Origin of the sequence: Pseudoxanthomonas sp. F11 (assembly GCF_037046485.1) — a bacterium.
GTDB lineage: Bacteria > Pseudomonadota > Gammaproteobacteria > Xanthomonadales > Xanthomonadaceae > Pseudoxanthomonas_A.
Genome location: NZ_JBANLZ010000003.1, coordinates 110,849 through 126,100, shown reverse-complemented (window position 1 = coordinate 126,100; position 15,252 = coordinate 110,849). Strand labels below are relative to the sequence as shown.

Sequence of the window (15,252 nt, the reverse complement as noted above, 5' to 3'; positions counted from 1 at the left end):
GGATGCTGTTCCAAACAATGGCCCCTGTAATCCGCTGGAACGCAGTCGCCGCGCGATGCCGGTCAGGCGGCACACGCTGCGTGCGCACCGCAGGTAATTGGTTTCATGTGTGATCGGTGGTCATGCGGTACGCAGGCATGACGAACGTCATGCGAGGAGCGCGTGCAAGCATCGCGATGAGGTGGCGAATGCAGAAGGTCCGGTCGGTCCACCGGCGGCATCGCCGCCGGTGGACCGGGCGCATCGCGTCTCGATGCCGTGCCCCGATGGATCAGAACTCGTAGCTTGCGCTGAGGGTGATCCTGCGCGGATCCACGAAGCTGCGCGGGTGCTTGTAGTTGTAGGCCGCCGCACCGCCGCCGTCGTCCCAGATTTCCACCACGCGGTAGTAGTCCTGGCTGTCGAACACGTTCTGCACCATCAGGCCCAGCTTCAGTCCCTTGGCCCAGGTCGGCGCATAGTCGACCCGCAGGTCCACCGTGGTCGCCCACGGCACGCGACCCGAGGTGCCACGCGGATGCAGACTGTCGTCGACCGAATAGGGCGTTCCTACGCCTTCACCGCAATAGAACGAGCCGGCGCCGTACTGCACTGCTTCGCCGTCAGGGCCATCGGACGGGTAGACGCCGAAGCAGTTCACCGGGCGCCCGCTCTGTGCGATCAGGTTCGCGCCCACGCGCCACTGTTCGTTGATCTGGTAGGCGCCGAACACCTTCAGGCTGTGGCGGCGATCATTCGGCAGGTAGCCATAGGAGCCATCCATCAGCCCGGGGAAATCGAAGTCCTGGGTGATGCCGGCATCGTCCTGGGCGATGTCCGACTTCACGTAGCCCTCGGTGTTGCCGCGGCTCTTGGACCAGGTGTACGAGGCCTGCATGAACCAGCCGTCGTCCCAGGCGCGTTCCAGCATGAACTCGACCGCCTTGTACTTGCGCGTAGCCACCGGCAGGCCGAGCGCACTGCCCGGGATGTTGACGACGGTCAGCTCGCCCGTGCCGTCGAGATCGACGTTGGCCGACAGGTCCTTGCCCGGATTGGTCAGGAAGCAGTGCGACAACGCCTCCGCGATCGCGGCCGCATGCGCGGCCGAGTAGCCGTTGGCCAGTGCCCACGTCTCCGCGCCACTCCCTGCGCAGATGTCGTCCATCCCCGATTTCAGCTCGCGGTAGACGCCGCGCATGCCCACGGTCCATTTGGGCGCGAACTGCCATTGCCAGCCCGCGATGAACTCGTCCTGGTACATGGGCTCCAGGTTGTTGTCGACCACGGTGCGCGGATCCTTGATCTCGCCGTCACTGCTGTAGTTGCGCGGACCGACCTGCGGGCCCACCGTCGGTATCCCGGTCACCGGGTCGATGCCGGTGAAGGTGTACCACTCGTTGTAGTCGAGTTCGGCGCCGGCCAGGCGGACGTTGGTGTTGGCGTAGACGGGGATGTAGTAGCGCCCCGCATTGCCGAACACCTTCAGGCTGGAGTCGCCTCTGACGTCCCAGGAGAAGCCCAGCCGCGGCGACCAGGTGTCCTTGATGTCGATGAAGGTGCCGCCTTCGGCGTTGAGGTTCTCGAACGCTTCGTTGCGGATGCCCAGGTATGCCATCCAGCGGTCGTTGATCTGCCAGGTGTCCTCCACGTACCACGCCTTGTTCTTTGTGGTGAACGTGCCGCCATTGTCCAGCACGCGCAGGCGGACCATCTCGGTGACGCCGTCGGGGACCACGACGCCCGGCGCAACGGTCGTTCCCGGCGTGGTGTTGTAGTAGCGCCAGTACACACCGCCCGAATACGAAGAGCCGTCCACGGTGACGAACTCCTCGTTGTCCAGACCGAAGCGGACGGTATGGTCGCCGAGCAGCCACTCGCCATCGAAGCGGAAGGCCTTGCGGGTGTCGCCCGCGTCCGGAATGCCCACCTGGTAGTCGATGTAGCAACCGGCCACGCCGATGGGCGGGGTGCCGGCGTTACGGCCGTCGTAGACGTAGGGGCAGTCCTCAGAGTTCGAGTTCTCGTTGCCGCGCGAGTATTTCCCGTAACCGTACAGTGCGGAGAGCGTGAAGGTGTCGGTGATGTAGCCAGTCCATTTGGCGATGTAGTTGTCGCCGCCGGTGGTGCGCCGGAAGGTGCCGATCGGATCGCCGCCCCCGACGGACAGGTCGCCCGCGGGGCGCTGGTAGGTCACGCCGTCCTCGACCGCCTTGTCGCGGAAGGCGGTCAGCTCCAGGCGGTGGTCGTCGTTGATGTACCAGTCCAGTTTCACCAGGCCCTGAGGCGAATCGATCTTCGACTTGTCATGCCCGTTCTCGTAGTCGAGCACCTCTTCGTCGCGCTGGCCCTGGAACAGGCCGAAGAAGAACAGCTTGTCCTTCACCAGCGGGCCGCCGCCGTAAAGGTTGTACGTGGTCGAGTCGACCTTGGAGCCGCTCTCCACGATGCGATAGCGGCCGTCGCGGTCTGGGTCGTGCGCCAGCGCCCGGCCGCTGGACAGCGAGTCCGGGCTCCAGAACACGTTGGCGCCGCCTTTCCACTCGTTGGTGCCGCGCTTTGTGGTGATGTTCAGCACACCGCCCAGCGAGCGACCGAACTCCGCGCCGTAGCCGCCGGTCTTCACCTGCTGCTCGGCGATCGCCTCGAACGGCACCTGGTTGAACGCCAGCCCGGTCACGATGTTGGTGACGTTGAAGCCGTTGACGTAGTAGACGTTCTCGGCGGCCGAACTGCCGCCGAACGAAGCGACGTTACCGAAGCGCGGATCGCCCTTGACCGTGCCGGGCGCCAGCAGTGCGACGTTGGTGACGTCGCGCGACACCGGCAGCCGGTCGATCTGCGCTTCGGTGAAGATCGTCACCGACTCGACCGACGAGACGTCGATCGGATTGACGGCGGCGGCACCGACCACCGTGATCGTGTCCAGCGTGGCGGCGTCGCCGGCAGCCACGAACGAGACGTTGCTGCCCGCACCGGTGTTGACCGCCACTTCGCGCGTGCTGGTCTCGCCGGTCGCGCTGATGCGGGTGATGCGGTACTGGCCCGGCGGCAGGGCGCCGACCCGGAAATCGCCGTTGGCGCCGACGCTGATCGAGCGTTCGAGCCCCGTCGCCAGGTGGGTGGCGGTGATGCGGTCGCCTTCGGCGGCCTGGCCGAACACGCTGCCGGTGGTATTGGATTGCGCATGCACGCCACTGGCGAAGCACGCGCCCAGTGCCAGGCTGAGGGTGGTGATGCGGAACTGCTTTCGTATGCGGCCTCTGTTCATCGGTCCTTTCCATGTTTTGGGAAAAAGCGGGGCACTGGCGCGATGCCGCCGGCCAGAGGTCGCGACGTTAGGGAGCGCGGCCGCATCGCTGCGAATGCAGGTGGTCAGGATGAAAAACCGGTGCGGCCGAAAGTCACGGTGACGTTCGGCCAGGGGCATGACGAATGGCGGCGGATGCAAGTCACCGTGAGGTACGGGGCATGCGGCGGGCGGGCGCGATCCTCAGCCTGTGGCCAAGGGCGACACCGCAGGTACGGGCCGCCGGACACACAGGCTTTCTCTCCCTTGGCGGCGGCCGTCATGCGCGCCGCCGGATTCTTCAGGACGGCCGCGGCCGCCCGACCGTTCCGGTACGTCCGCATGTCCGCCGAAAGATGCGCGGTATCCCGGCGACGTCGACGACGACGCACTTTCCGTGGCGCGCGCCGCCCTACGGAAAGATGGGGATATCGGTGTTTCCTGTCGTGCGCGGCCAGGACACGGCGAAGGGTCACTCCTCGCCGTCGAGGATCCGCCTCTGCAGCGCGTCCAGGTAGGCATCGGCATCGGCGGTGGACTCGAAGATCTCGTCCATCGGCACCGCCTGCACGATCTCGATCACCTTGCGGATCTGTTCCTGCGGGTGCACCACCAGCAGCCGGCCCTCGTGCGGGGCCAGCGCCTTGCGCGCCTTCAGGATGCTGCGCACGCCGGCGCTGCTGATGTAGTCCAGATGCGCCAGGTCCAGCACCAGCGCCTGCGGGCGCGCCGCCAGCATCGGGGCCAGCGCCTCGTCCAGCTGCCCGTGGCTCAGCGTGTCCAGACGGCCCCCCAGCATCACGTACTGGTTGCCGTTCACGGCGGGGTAGACCTCAATCTCCAATGTCATCAGGCATCTCGGTGCAGCGGATGTACCCAGGTGGGGGCGGCCCCGGGAGGAGGGGGAGGTCGGATCGTAATGGAAAAGTGAGACGACGCGGATGGCGTTCGTCAGTCCTCGTCCTCGTCGGCCTGCAGCACCCGGCGCTGCATCAGGTCCAGGTAGGCGTCGGCTTCGGCCGTGGACGAGAAGATCTCGTTCAACGGCACCGCCTTGACCATGTCCAGCACCTTCTGGATCTGCGGTTGCGGGTTGACCAGCAGCACCTTGCCGCCGTGCGGGGCCAACGCCTTGCGCGCCTTGAAGATGGAGCGGATGCCCGCGCTGCTGATGTAGTCCAGCCCCGACAGGTCCAGCACCAGCGAGTGCAGCTGGCGCGTGAGCAGGGGCGCCAGTGCCTCGTCCAGGTCTTCGTAGGTGTGGGTGTCCAGTCGTCCATCCACCGCGACGCGCTGGCTGCCCTTGCCGGGCGGCAGGATCTCGATGCGCAGGCTCATGGTCCGTTCTCCTCGGTGGGAATGCGCAGGGTCAGGCGCACCACGTTGTAGTTGCCGACACGCTGGTAGGTCGCCTGTTCCGACACCTGCCGCACCAGGTGCAGTCCCAAGCCGCCGGTGGGGCGGTCCAGGATGTCGGCGTCCAGGTCCGGGGGCGGCTGTTCCAGTGGATTGAAGGGCGCGCCGCTCTCGCGGAACTCAAGGGTCAGCAGGTGCTCGCGGATGGCGATGTCCACGCACAGTTCGTGTTCCTCCGCCTCCACGCGTGCCAGATCGCCGTGGTCGATGGCATTGCTCGCCAGCTCTTCGACGATCAGGCGCACGTCGCCCTGGATGGCCCGGCTGACGCCGTTGTTGGCCAGCACGGCCTCGAGCGACGCGTTGAGGTCGTCGACGCGGGCGTGCTCACGGGGAATGAACAGTCGCATCTGCATGTGCGGTCTCCTTGGGTGGCGGAGCTTCGGGGGAAGCGGGGGCGTTGTCCAGCCGGCGACGGAGGGCGAGCGCGGTGATGTCGTCGGACTGCGGTGCGGTGCCGGCGAATGCGTGAACCCGTGCGATGAGCCCTTCGCATTGTTCGCGTGCGCTCGCCCCCGGCTGCAGTGCGTCGGGAATGCGTTCCGCACCGAAGGCCTGGTCGCCGGCGTCGAAGGCCTCGGTGATGCCGTCCGTCCAGGCCAGCAGGGTGGCACCGGAGGGGAGCGTCCCGGACCACAGCGGGAACGCGTCGCCCACCTCGAATCCCAGCGGCGGCCCGGGTTGTACGGGCAGCGCCTCCACGCGTCCGTCCGCATGCAGCAGCAGCGGGGCATCATGGCCCGCGCTGGCCAGTACGCAGGCGCCCGTGCGTACGTCCACGCACCCGCACAGCACGGTGGCGAACATGCAGGCGTCGTTGCCCTGCACCAGCCGGCGCGAGGCCTCGGCCAGCACACGCTCGGGCGAATCGTGCGTGCTGGCCGCCACCTCGAGCACCGTCACCGTGCGCGCCATGAACAGCGCCGCCGGCACGCCCTTGTCGGACACGTCGCCGACGGCGAACCACAGGCAGTCCGGATCGGTCTGGGTGAAGCAGTAGAAGTCGCCGCCCACCGCCTTGGCCGGCTCCAGCCGCGCATAGGCTTCCAGGTGCGCGTGCTCGCGGTCGATGGCCAGGCCCGGCGGTAGCATGGCCTGCTGGATCTCGCGCGCGATCGAGAGTTCGCTCTCCAGCTTCTGGCGCGCGGCGGTCATGTCCGCGATCTCGCGCAGCTGGCGCTGGATCGACCCGCGCGCATGTTCCAGCGTGCGTGCCATCTGCCCCACCTCGTCTCGCCGTGCCACGTATGGGACGGGCATGTCGTATTCGCCGCGTCCCAGCCGCGCGGCGGCCGAGGACAGGCGCTCCACCGGCTGGCTGACGTGGCGCGCCAGCTTGCGCACCACCAGCATGCAGACCAGCGCCAGCAGGGCGCCCACCGCGGCCAGCTGCCACAGCGCCTCGGTCAGGCGTGCCATGACCAGTTCGTAGGACTGTGCCACCAGCAGGGTCCAGCCGCTGTCGCCCACGGGCTCCACCACGGTGAAGCGGCGCTCCTGGCTGATCGCGTCGGTATGCGCGTACTGCAGCGGTCGGCGCTGGCGCACCGCGCGGGCGGCCTCGTCCAGGTCGTGGCGGCCGACGCGGGCGATGTAGTCGTCCAGCGTCTCCCCCCGCTCCACGCCCACCTCAGGGTTGAGTGCCAGGGTGCCGGCCGGCGCCACCAGCGAGACCCGCCAGCCCGGCAGGTGCGCCAGCGCGTCCACCATCCCGGTCAGGTCGGATAGCGGCAGGTCCAGGCTGACCATGCCGCGGGTGAGCGCGCCGCGGCCCGGATCGCGCAGCGGCATGTTGTAGGTGACCATCCACACACCGCCGGCGGTCTGGTTGAGATACGGCTCGGACCACCAGCCACCGGGCGAGGCGACGGTGCGCTGATACCAACCCTGCGCACGGAACGGGTAGCCGTCGGCGATGAAGTCGCGGTCGCGGCCATTGGCGGCCACGTACCGGGCGAACGGCGCGTCGCGGCGCGTACGCGGCTCCAGGATCAGCAGGCCGCCGGCGCAACCGGGCGTGGCCTTCACCATGGCGCGCAGGGTGGCCGTCAGTTCGTCGGGCGAGAGTTGCGCACCGCTCACCAGGTCGGAGATGCCGTGGGTGGTGATGGTGACCACGTGCAGCGCACCGTCCAGCCGCTGCGCCGCCTCCTGGGTGGTGGCGTGGGTATCGCGGCGCGCGTCGTCCAGGATCAGCCGGCGGGCGAACCACGCCGTCCCCAGCACCAGCAGCAGCAGCAGCGCCACGTTCACCAGGCCGGCCCACAGCGCGATGCGCGTGCGCAGGCTGCTGCGCCAGTGCCCGGCACCGGCGGCTTCCTGCTGTGGCACGACATCGTTGGGCACTGCGTTGCGCATGCCGACCCTGATCGCTGCCTTCCCCTGGATCCCGATCATACGCCGCTGCGGCATGCTGCATTGCAATAGCGAAAAGGTCTGATTTTGGTGTGGTCGCTGTCCCGGGACAGGCACGCTACGTCCCTTCCATACGCCTGCGTAGCCGGGTTGGGCGCGGGTGCGTGCGTTACACTTCAAGGCTCTACAAGAACGGCAACGCCGTGCCCCACGCGCGGCGCAACAGGAGTGGGAATGAACTGGTTGAACGACATGTTGCAGAGCGATCCGGATCCGCAGGAGACCCGCGAATGGATCGATTCCATGCAGGCGGTGATCGAGAAGAACGGCGCCCTGCGTGCTCACCAGTTGCTCGAAGGCATGGTGGAAGTCACCCGCCGCGCCGGCGCCTACCTGCCGTTCTCGCCGACCACCGAATACGTCAACACCATCGCGCCGCAGAACGAGGCCAAGAGCCCGGGCGACGCTGCGCTGGAATGGCGCATCCGTTCGATCATCCGCTGGAACGCGATGGCCACCGTGGTGCGCGCCAACCGCAAGCCCGGCGACCTGGGCGGCCACATCGCCAGCTTCGCCTCCGGCGCCACGCTCTATGACGTGGGCTTCAACCACTTCTGGCGCGCGCCCAGCGACAGCCATCCGGGCGACCTGCTGTTCATCCAGGGCCACAGCGCGCCGGGCATCTACGCGCGTTCGTTCCTGGAAGGCCGCATCAGCGAGCAGCAGCTCGACAACTTCCGCATGGAAGTCGACGGCCAGGGCATCTCGTCCTATCCGCACCCGTGGCTGATGCCGGACTACTGGCAGACGCCCACCGTGTCGATGGGCCTGGGCCCGCTGGCGGCGATCTACCAGGCGCAGTTCATGAAGTACCTGGAGCACCGCGGCCTGATCGAGAAGTCCGACCGCAAGGTGTGGTGCTTCATCGGCGACGGCGAGAGCGACGAACCGGAAACCCTCGGCGCCATCGCGCTGGCCGGCCGCGAAGGCCTGGACAACCTGATCTTCGTGGTCAACTGCAACCTGCAGCGCCTCGATGGCCCGGTGCGCGGCAACGGCAAGATCATCCAGGAACTGGAAGGCGTGTTCCGCGGCGGCGGCTGGAACGTCATCAAGCTGCTGTGGGGCAGCTACTGGGATCCGCTCCTCGCCCGCGACACCGGCGGCGTGCTGAAGAAGCTGATGATGGAGACCGTCGACGGCGAGTATCAGAACTGCAAGGCGTTCGGCGGCAAGTACACGCGCGACAACTTCTTCGGCAAGTACCCGGAGACGGCGGCCATGGTCGCCAACCTGTCCGACGATGACATCTGGCGCCTCAACCGCGGCGGTCACGATCCGCACAAGGTCTACGCGGCCTATCACGAGGCGGTGAACACCAAGGGCATGCCCACGGTGATCCTGGCCAAGACGGTGAAGGGCTACGGCATGGGCTCGGCGGGCGAATCGCTCAACCCGACCCACCAGACCAAGAAGCTGGACGACGAGGCCATCCGCACGTTCCGCGACCGCTTCAACATCCCGGTTACCGACAAGCAGCTGGAAGAAGCGTCGCAGATCCCGTTCTACCACCCCGGCGAGAACTCGCCGGAAGTGCAGTACCTGAAGGAACGCCGCGCCGCGCTGGGCGGCTACCTGCCGCAGCGCCGCCGCAAGGCCAGCCAGTCGTTCGAGACGCCCAAGCTGGAGGCCTTTGACCGCCTGCTGAAGAGCACCGGCGACCGCGAAATCTCCACCACCATGGCGTTCGTGCAGGGCCTGAACATCGCGCTGCGCGACAAGCAGGTGGGCCCGCGCCTGGTGCCGATCGTCGCCGACGAGGCACGCACCTTCGGCATGGAAGGCATGTTCCGCCAGATCGGCATCTATGCGCCGTTCGGGCAGAAGTACAAGCCGGTCGATGCCGACCAGCTGATGTACTACCGCGAGGACCAGTCCGGCCAGGTGCTGCAGCAGGGCATCAGCGAGCCGGGCGCGATGTCGTCGTGGATGGCGGCGGGCACCAGCTATTCGGTCAGCAACGTGCCGATGCTGCCGTTCTACATCTACTACTCGATGTTCGGCTTCCAGCGCATCGGCGACATCGCCTGGCAGGCGGCGGACATGCGCACGCGCGGCTTCCTGCTGGGCGGCACCGCGGGCCGCACCACGCTCAACGGCGAGGGCCTGCAGCACGAGGACGGCTTCAGCCACGTGGTGGCCGGCGGCATCCCCAACGTGCGCAGCTACGACCCGACCTTCGGTTTCGAGGTGGCGGTGGTGCTGCAGCACGGCATGCAGAAGATGCTGCAGGAGCAGGTGGACGAGTACTACTACGTCACCCTGATGAACGAGAACTACACCCACCCGGACATGCCGGAAGGTGCGGCCGAGGGCATCATCAAGGGCATGTACCTGCTCACCGACGCGGGCAAGCCGAAGAAGGGCGAGCTGCGCGTGCAGCTGCTGGGCAGCGGCACCATCCTGCGCGAGGCGATCGCCGCGGCCGAGCTGCTGGACAAGGATTTCGGCGTGACCGCCGACATCTGGTCCTGCCCCAGCTTCAACGAGCTGCGTCGCGACGGTTTCGATGCCGAACGCTGGAACCGCCTCAACCCGGAAGCGAAGTCGCCGCGCAAGGCCTACGTGACCGAGCTGCTGGAAGGCCGCCAGGGCCCGGCCATCGCCGCCACCGACTACGTGCGGGCGTATGCGGACCAGATCCGCGCGTTCGTGCCGATGGCGTACACGGTGCTGGGCACGGACGGCTTCGGCCGCAGCGACACCCGCGCCAACCTGCGCCGCCACTTCGAAGTGGACCGCTACTACATCGCCCACGCCGCCATCGCCGCCCTGGCGAAGGAAGGCAAGATGACCGCCAAGGACGTATCCCGCGCGATCAAGCAGTACAAGATCGATGTGGAGAAGGCGAACCCGGTGACGGTGTGATGCACGCCGTTCCTTTCCGTACGCGGGAAGGATGACCGGACGAAGAAGCGGCCCATGGCCGCTTTTTTGTTGGTCGACCGATTGACAGGCCGTGAACCAGGGTTCACAGTCTGGGCCAGATCGACGTCATGGATGACGCTGCATGATCGAGGTCAGGAAGACGCGGATATTCCAGGACTGGCTTGTTTCGCTGCGCGACCGGCAGGCGAGGATGCGTATCCAGGCGCGGATCGATCGGCTCGCCTTCGGCAACCCGGGACAGCACCGCGTGCTGACCGGCGGGGTGTGCGAGATGAAGATCGACTGCGGTCCGGGCTATCGCGTTTACTTCACCCGCCACGGCGATGCATGGGTCGTGCTGTTGTGCGGAGGCGACAAGGCATCGCAGCGCACGGACATCAAGGCGGCGTTGGCGCTGGCGAACGCGTTGGAGAACTGACATGGCATTGAAGACCACGCTCTGGGATTCGGCGGAATACCTGAAGACCGAGGCGGATATCTCCGCCTACCTGGACGCCTGCTTCGAGGAGGCCGGCGACGATCCGGCGTTCCTGGTGCATGCGCTGGGTGTGGCGGCGCGCGCACGCAACATGAGCCAGCTCGCGCGCGATACCGGACTGACGCGCGAAGGCCTGTACAAGGCGCTGTCCAGCAGCGGCAACCCCAGCTTCGGCACGGTGTTGAAGGTGGCCGATGCGATGGGCTACCGGTTCGCGCTGGTCAGCAAGCGCGCCAAGCCAAGCCGCAGGGCGGGCAAGCGGACCGTGGCCCCGGCTGCACCAACCGGTGCAGGCAAGCGGCGTGTCGCGCAGGCCAAGCAGCAGTGATGAGTGTCAACACCGTCCGGCAGCGTGCCTCCTCTCGATGACGCTCACCCTCGATCACCTGCGCCGCTATGCCGTCGCCCGCAGCCTGTTCAAGCCGACCACGCTGTCGCGGGCGATCCAGCGGCTGGGCTTCGTGCAGGCGGACCCGATCCGCGCGCCGGCACGTGCGCAGGACCTGACCCTGCGCCACCGCGTCGCCGGTTACCGCGCCGGTGACTTGGAAAGGCGGTATCCGCGCCTGCCGCTGGAAGAGGACTTCTTCGTCAACTACGGCTTCCTGCCGCGCGCGCATCACCAGCTGATGCATCCGCGCACCGCGCGCGAGGCGTGGACGCCCGCGCGCTGGAAGCAGGCGCAGGCGGTGCTGGCCTTCGTCCGCGAGCGCGGCACCGCGCATCCGCGGGACGTGGATGCGCACTTCGGGCATGGCAAGACGACCAACTGGTTCGGGGGTTCGTCGAACGCGAGCACGCAATTGCTGGATGCCATGCATTACCGGGGCCTGCTGCGGGTCGCGCGTCGCGAGGGCGGCACGCGGGTCTATGCGCCGCGCATCGGTGACGCGTCACCCGTTGAGATGTCCGAGGCGGAGGCGCGGCTGGATGCGTTGCTCGACATCATTGTGCGCAAGTACGCGCCGCTGCCGGCGGCCAGTCTGGGTCAGTTGCTGGCGTATCTGCGTCGCGGGGTGCCGCAATGGGAAGGCCTGCGCGCGGCGGCGCTGAAGCGGGCGCGCCAGCGGTTGGGCACGGCCCGCGTCGATGGGGTGGACTGGTACTGGCCGGCGGACGAGGATCCGCGCTCACGGCGCTGGAAGCCGGATGACCAGGTGCGGCTGCTGACGCCGTTTGATCCGGTGGTGTGGGACCGGCGGCGATTCGAGATGTTCTGGGGCTGGACGTATCGCTTCGAGGCGTACACGCCGGCACCGAAGCGGAAGCTGGGGTACTACGCGCTGCCGGTGCTGTGGGGTGACCGGGTGATCGGGTGGGGGAATCTCAGTGTGGTTGAGGGGGAACTGCTGGCGGCGTTTGGGTATGTGGAGGGGCGTGGGCGGGAGAGCGTATTTCGTACTGGGCAAGAGGCAGAGTTGGATCGCATCCGCTTCTTCTTAGGAATGGACGGTTGAATCCGCCGCTTTCGTTGAGAGCGATAGAGGACGACGCGAAGGTTGATACACCCTAAGCTGCCTGCTCTATTTCAGAATCTTTCGACATGCACCTCGTAACTTATTGTTTTTAAAGGTTTGATGATTTGAATTCTTGTGCTACGCTGCCACTGCCCACGGAGAGCGTTATGAAAAAGCCAAGCAACAAGGACCAGCTGTCGCTGTCCTTTGAACGCAGCGTCGGCTTGCCAACCCCTCGTTCGAATACCGCAAGGGTCCTGTCGTTTGCTGACCACAGAGGGGCAAGGACCGTTAGCGTCGAGTCTGAAGCACTTCGCCGTGTCTTAATCCATGCAGAGAGTTTGAAACGACGCCCTTGACGAGAAGACTTGTCACGCGGTGTTAACTGTGATGTAACAGCGCCCTGGGTTCTATGGGGACGCATGGATGGCAGCTATTGGAGATGTTGGGGCGCCGCAGTTAAAGGCTGTTCCAGGCGGTGGCAATAACAAGCGGCTTCGAGAAACGCTCAATGCGCTTCAGTCGCGTGAGCTAGTCCTAGGCTTTAGTGGGCCTATCGGCTCTGGCCTGAAATCGGTCATAAATTTGTTCGAAACTAATCTTTTGGAGATTGGTTACACAGTAGTGCGCGTAAAGATTTCGGATCTCATCCAGAAATACGCAACTAGCAAGCCGGATCTCACGCAGACGTCCAAGGCTTATCGCTACGAGTATCTGCAGGAGCAGGGAAACGCTCTTCGAAGCGACAAGGAAAACAACATTCTTGCTCAGTTGGCTGTTATGCATATATCAGTCGATCGAGCAAAGCGTCACCCAGGTCAGGATCTTGGTGAGGTAACACCTGGGAAGGTGGCGTACCTGATCGATCAGCTAAAGCACCCAGAAGAAATAGAGTTACTTAGAGGCGTATACGGAGCCAATTTCTTTCTTCTTGGCGTGCTGTGCGGCTACGAGCAGCGGAAGCAGAATTTGAAGTCCGAAGGAGTTTCGGCAAGTGAGGCTGAGAACCTCATGGAGCGAGACAGGAAGCAGCAGGAAAAATATGGACAAAAGCTTGAGAAGACCCTCCAGTATGCAGATTTTTTCCTCAGGAATGCGCGCTCAAATACATTGCAGATAGAAGAGCCTATCGTGCGATTTCTTCACCTAATGCATGGAAAGGTGGGCGTTACGCCAACGGAACAAGAGCAAGGAATGTACGCAGCCTACTCCGCGGCTCTTGGCTCGGCTTGTTTGTCTAGGCAGGTTGGTGCAGCTATCCAGGACAAAGACGGGAAGTTGATAGCAACAGGCTGCAATGATGTTCCCAAAGGGGGTGGGGGACTTTATAAGGAAGGCGACGGTTTAAATGATCATCGTTGCGTACATTTGGATGGAGGGATGTGTTTCAACCATCGTGAGAAGGACACTCTCCGGTCCGAGGTGGAGCAGCTTGCTCGGGTCTCTCTTCTCAAAGAGTTGAGTAAAGTTGAAGAGTTGGCTGGAAAAGAGCAAAGAGTGCGGGAGATTTCTAATCTGTTGGCTAGTTCGGTGGCTAATCAGCTGCGAGAAGAATCCAGAATCAAAGATCTACTTGAGTTCTCTCGTTCGGTGCATGCTGAGATGGATGCGTTGGTCGCACTAGCCAGGACCGGGTCTGCTTCCGCTTCTGGCGGAGTTCTCTACACAACTACCTATCCTTGCCACAATTGTGCGCGCCATATCATTGCAGCAGGCATTCGGGCGGTGTACTTCATCGAGCCATATGAGAAAAGCTTGGCGGTGGAGCTGCATGGAGATGCGATAGATCACACTGCAGACGAAGAGCCTGGATTTGTGCAGTGGGAGAGAGATGGGAGATTGGGTAGCAAAGTTAGCTTCTTACATTTTGAAGGTGTGGCTCCGAGACGATATTTGGATCTGTTCTCGGTTCATGGGGAGCGAAAAGACCCCTCGAGTGGTAGAGCAGTTCAGTTCTACTCAAGGTCAGCGGAGAAAAGAATTCCTCAATTCCTAGAGGGGTACATTGATGTGGAATCGAGGGTGGTCAAGCATCTGAAGACAATCGGCATTGAAGCCGCGGGCAACCTCGCTCCAGAGGATGGTGGTGGTCCGAGGGTCGCCTAATGATATTGAGGGGTCGTCTCTCAAGTTGCATTGAAGTCAGTACTAGAGTGAAGAAGGCCTTGCCTCACTCAATCCCAACATATTTCCTGTCGCGTTAATTCGTTAGAATCCCAACGCCAGCGAGCGTCGCCGCCGCCATCGCGTCGCGGCATTCCCTCACTGGAGTCCCAGCATGTCCCGACCCCTCGCGCCCGCCGGGCGCCTGTTCGCTGTCGCCGCTTTCATCGAAGGCTTCACCTGGGCCGGTCTGCTGATTGGCATGTGGCTCAAGTACGGACCGGTGGGCAACGAGCTGGGAGTGAAGATCTTCGGCCCGCTGCATGGCGGCGCCTTCCTGTTCTATGTCGTGGCCACCGTGCTGTCGGCGCTGCGCCTGCGCTGGCCGTGGTGGGCCACGCTGCTGGCGGTCGCCGCCGCGGTGCCGCCGCTGGTGACCGTGCCGCTGGAGATGGGGTTCCGCCGCATGGGATTGCTCAGCGCCCGCGCCTGACATTCGCATGACGGCGGGCCGGGGCCCGCCCTACGTGGGATAGCCGCGTCCTACGGCTCGGCGTTTCGTCGCAGGAGATTGGAATAGCACTTGTTGACCAGTTCCAGCGAACGCTCCACGCCTTCCTTGCCCACCAGCAGCTCGCGGGCCGTGGACAGATCGTGCAGCAGCTCGCGCATGCCCGGGTCGCGCACCAGGCTCTGCACCCAACCCACCACCGCCAGCCGCTCCCCGCTTTCCACCGGCCGCACCCGGTGCAACTGCCCGGTCGAATAGCAGATCGCCGACCGCGCGGGCAGCTTGAACGACACCTCGCTGCCAGCCACCTCGAACGCAAGCTCCCCGCCTTCGTACGTATCCGGCTCGCTCAGGAACAGCGTGAACGACACATCGCTGCGCACATGGTGCGGCGCCCCCATCACCGCCGAGTCCACGTGCGACCCGTAGGCCATGCCCGGCCCGTAACGGCTCACCAGCATCGCCGCCAGCCGCCGCGGCTGGGCGGCGCTCATGAACGCATCGTGGCGCCCCAACGCCTGCATCACCAGGTTGGTGATGTCCTTCATCACCGGATGGTCCCAGGGGATCTGCTGGTTCTGCTTCTTCGCGTGCAGCAGTTCCCCCGCCGTCGCCTTGCCGTCGGCGAACGGCACCGCCGCCAGCTTCTGCTTGATCAGCACAAGCTCCTCGGGGGTGATCAGATCGGGAAGCGTCAGAATCATCAGCCTGGTCC

Annotated in this window: 11 protein-coding genes and 1 pseudogene; 6 read left to right on the top strand and 6 right to left on the bottom strand. The window is 65.0% G+C overall.

The features are described from left to right. Positions 1–271: 271 nt before the first annotated feature. The 5 genes from V8246_RS11105 to V8246_RS11085 all read right to left on the bottom strand — a co-directional run bounded on the left by V8246_RS11105 (position 272) and on the right by V8246_RS11085 (position 7,042). Positions 272–3,250, bottom strand: coding sequence for a TonB-dependent receptor (locus V8246_RS11105; RefSeq protein ID WP_336189194.1), 2,979 nt, complete (start codon positions 3,248–3,250; stop codon positions 272–274). A gap of 490 nt (positions 3,251–3,740) precedes the next feature. Then, a complete protein-coding gene (locus V8246_RS11100) occupies positions 3,741–4,121 on the bottom strand; it encodes an STAS domain-containing protein (protein ID WP_336189507.1) in 381 nt (126 codons plus the stop codon). A 98-nt stretch (positions 4,122–4,219) separates the two neighbouring features. Continuing rightward, positions 4,220–4,606 carry an STAS domain-containing protein gene (locus V8246_RS11095; RefSeq protein WP_336189193.1) on the bottom strand — a complete coding sequence of 129 codons (387 nt, stop codon included), beginning with the start codon at positions 4,604–4,606 and terminating at the stop codon, positions 4,220–4,222. Further along, positions 4,603–5,040 carry an ATP-binding protein gene (locus V8246_RS11090; protein WP_336189192.1) on the bottom strand — a complete coding sequence of 146 codons (438 nt, stop codon included), beginning with the start codon at positions 5,038–5,040 and terminating at the stop codon, positions 4,603–4,605. Before V8246_RS11090 ends, V8246_RS11095 begins: the two co-directional genes overlap by 4 nt. Beyond that, positions 5,012–7,042, bottom strand: coding sequence for a SpoIIE family protein phosphatase (locus V8246_RS11085; protein ID WP_336189191.1), 2,031 nt, complete (start codon positions 7,040–7,042; stop codon positions 5,012–5,014). Before V8246_RS11085 ends, V8246_RS11090 begins: the two co-directional genes overlap by 29 nt. 231 nt (positions 7,043–7,273) lie before the next feature. Between V8246_RS11085 and aceE the strand changes: the two genes are divergently transcribed. The 6 genes and pseudogenes from aceE to V8246_RS11055 all read left to right on the top strand — a co-directional run bounded on the left by aceE (position 7,274) and on the right by V8246_RS11055 (position 14,519). Beyond that, positions 7,274–9,967 carry a pyruvate dehydrogenase (acetyl-transferring), homodimeric type gene (aceE, locus tag V8246_RS11080; protein WP_336189190.1) on the top strand — a complete coding sequence of 898 codons (2,694 nt, stop codon included), beginning with the start codon at positions 7,274–7,276 and terminating at the stop codon, positions 9,965–9,967. A gap of 142 nt (positions 9,968–10,109) precedes the next feature. After that, the gene (locus tag V8246_RS11075; RefSeq protein WP_336189188.1) at positions 10,110–10,406 is read left to right on the top strand and encodes a type II toxin-antitoxin system RelE/ParE family toxin; all 297 of its coding nucleotides are present in this window, start codon (positions 10,110–10,112) and stop codon (positions 10,404–10,406) included. A 1-nt stretch (position 10,407) separates the two neighbouring features. Continuing rightward, positions 10,408–10,686: pseudogene (locus V8246_RS11070) on the top strand (addiction module antidote protein); the annotation flags it as partial. Positions 10,687–10,831: 145 nt separating this feature from the next. Then, complete coding sequence (locus V8246_RS11065; protein ID WP_336189506.1) at positions 10,832–11,923, top strand: crosslink repair DNA glycosylase YcaQ family protein; 1,092 nt, start codon at positions 10,832–10,834, stop codon at positions 11,921–11,923. Between the two features lie 426 nt (positions 11,924–12,349). Further along, entirely contained in the window at positions 12,350–14,029 is a 1,680-nt protein-coding gene (locus V8246_RS11060) for an anti-phage dCTP deaminase (protein ID WP_336189187.1), read from the top strand. Positions 14,030–14,201: 172 nt separating this feature from the next. Beyond that, positions 14,202–14,519 carry a DUF3817 domain-containing protein gene (locus tag V8246_RS11055; protein WP_336189186.1) on the top strand — a complete coding sequence of 106 codons (318 nt, stop codon included), beginning with the start codon at positions 14,202–14,204 and terminating at the stop codon, positions 14,517–14,519. Between the two features lie 50 nt (positions 14,520–14,569). Here V8246_RS11055 and V8246_RS11050 read toward each other — a convergent pair whose 3' ends face one another. Beyond that, entirely contained in the window at positions 14,570–15,241 is a 672-nt protein-coding gene (locus V8246_RS11050) for a Fe2+-dependent dioxygenase (protein ID WP_187574066.1), read from the bottom strand. Between the last annotated feature and the right edge of the window lie 11 nt (positions 15,242–15,252).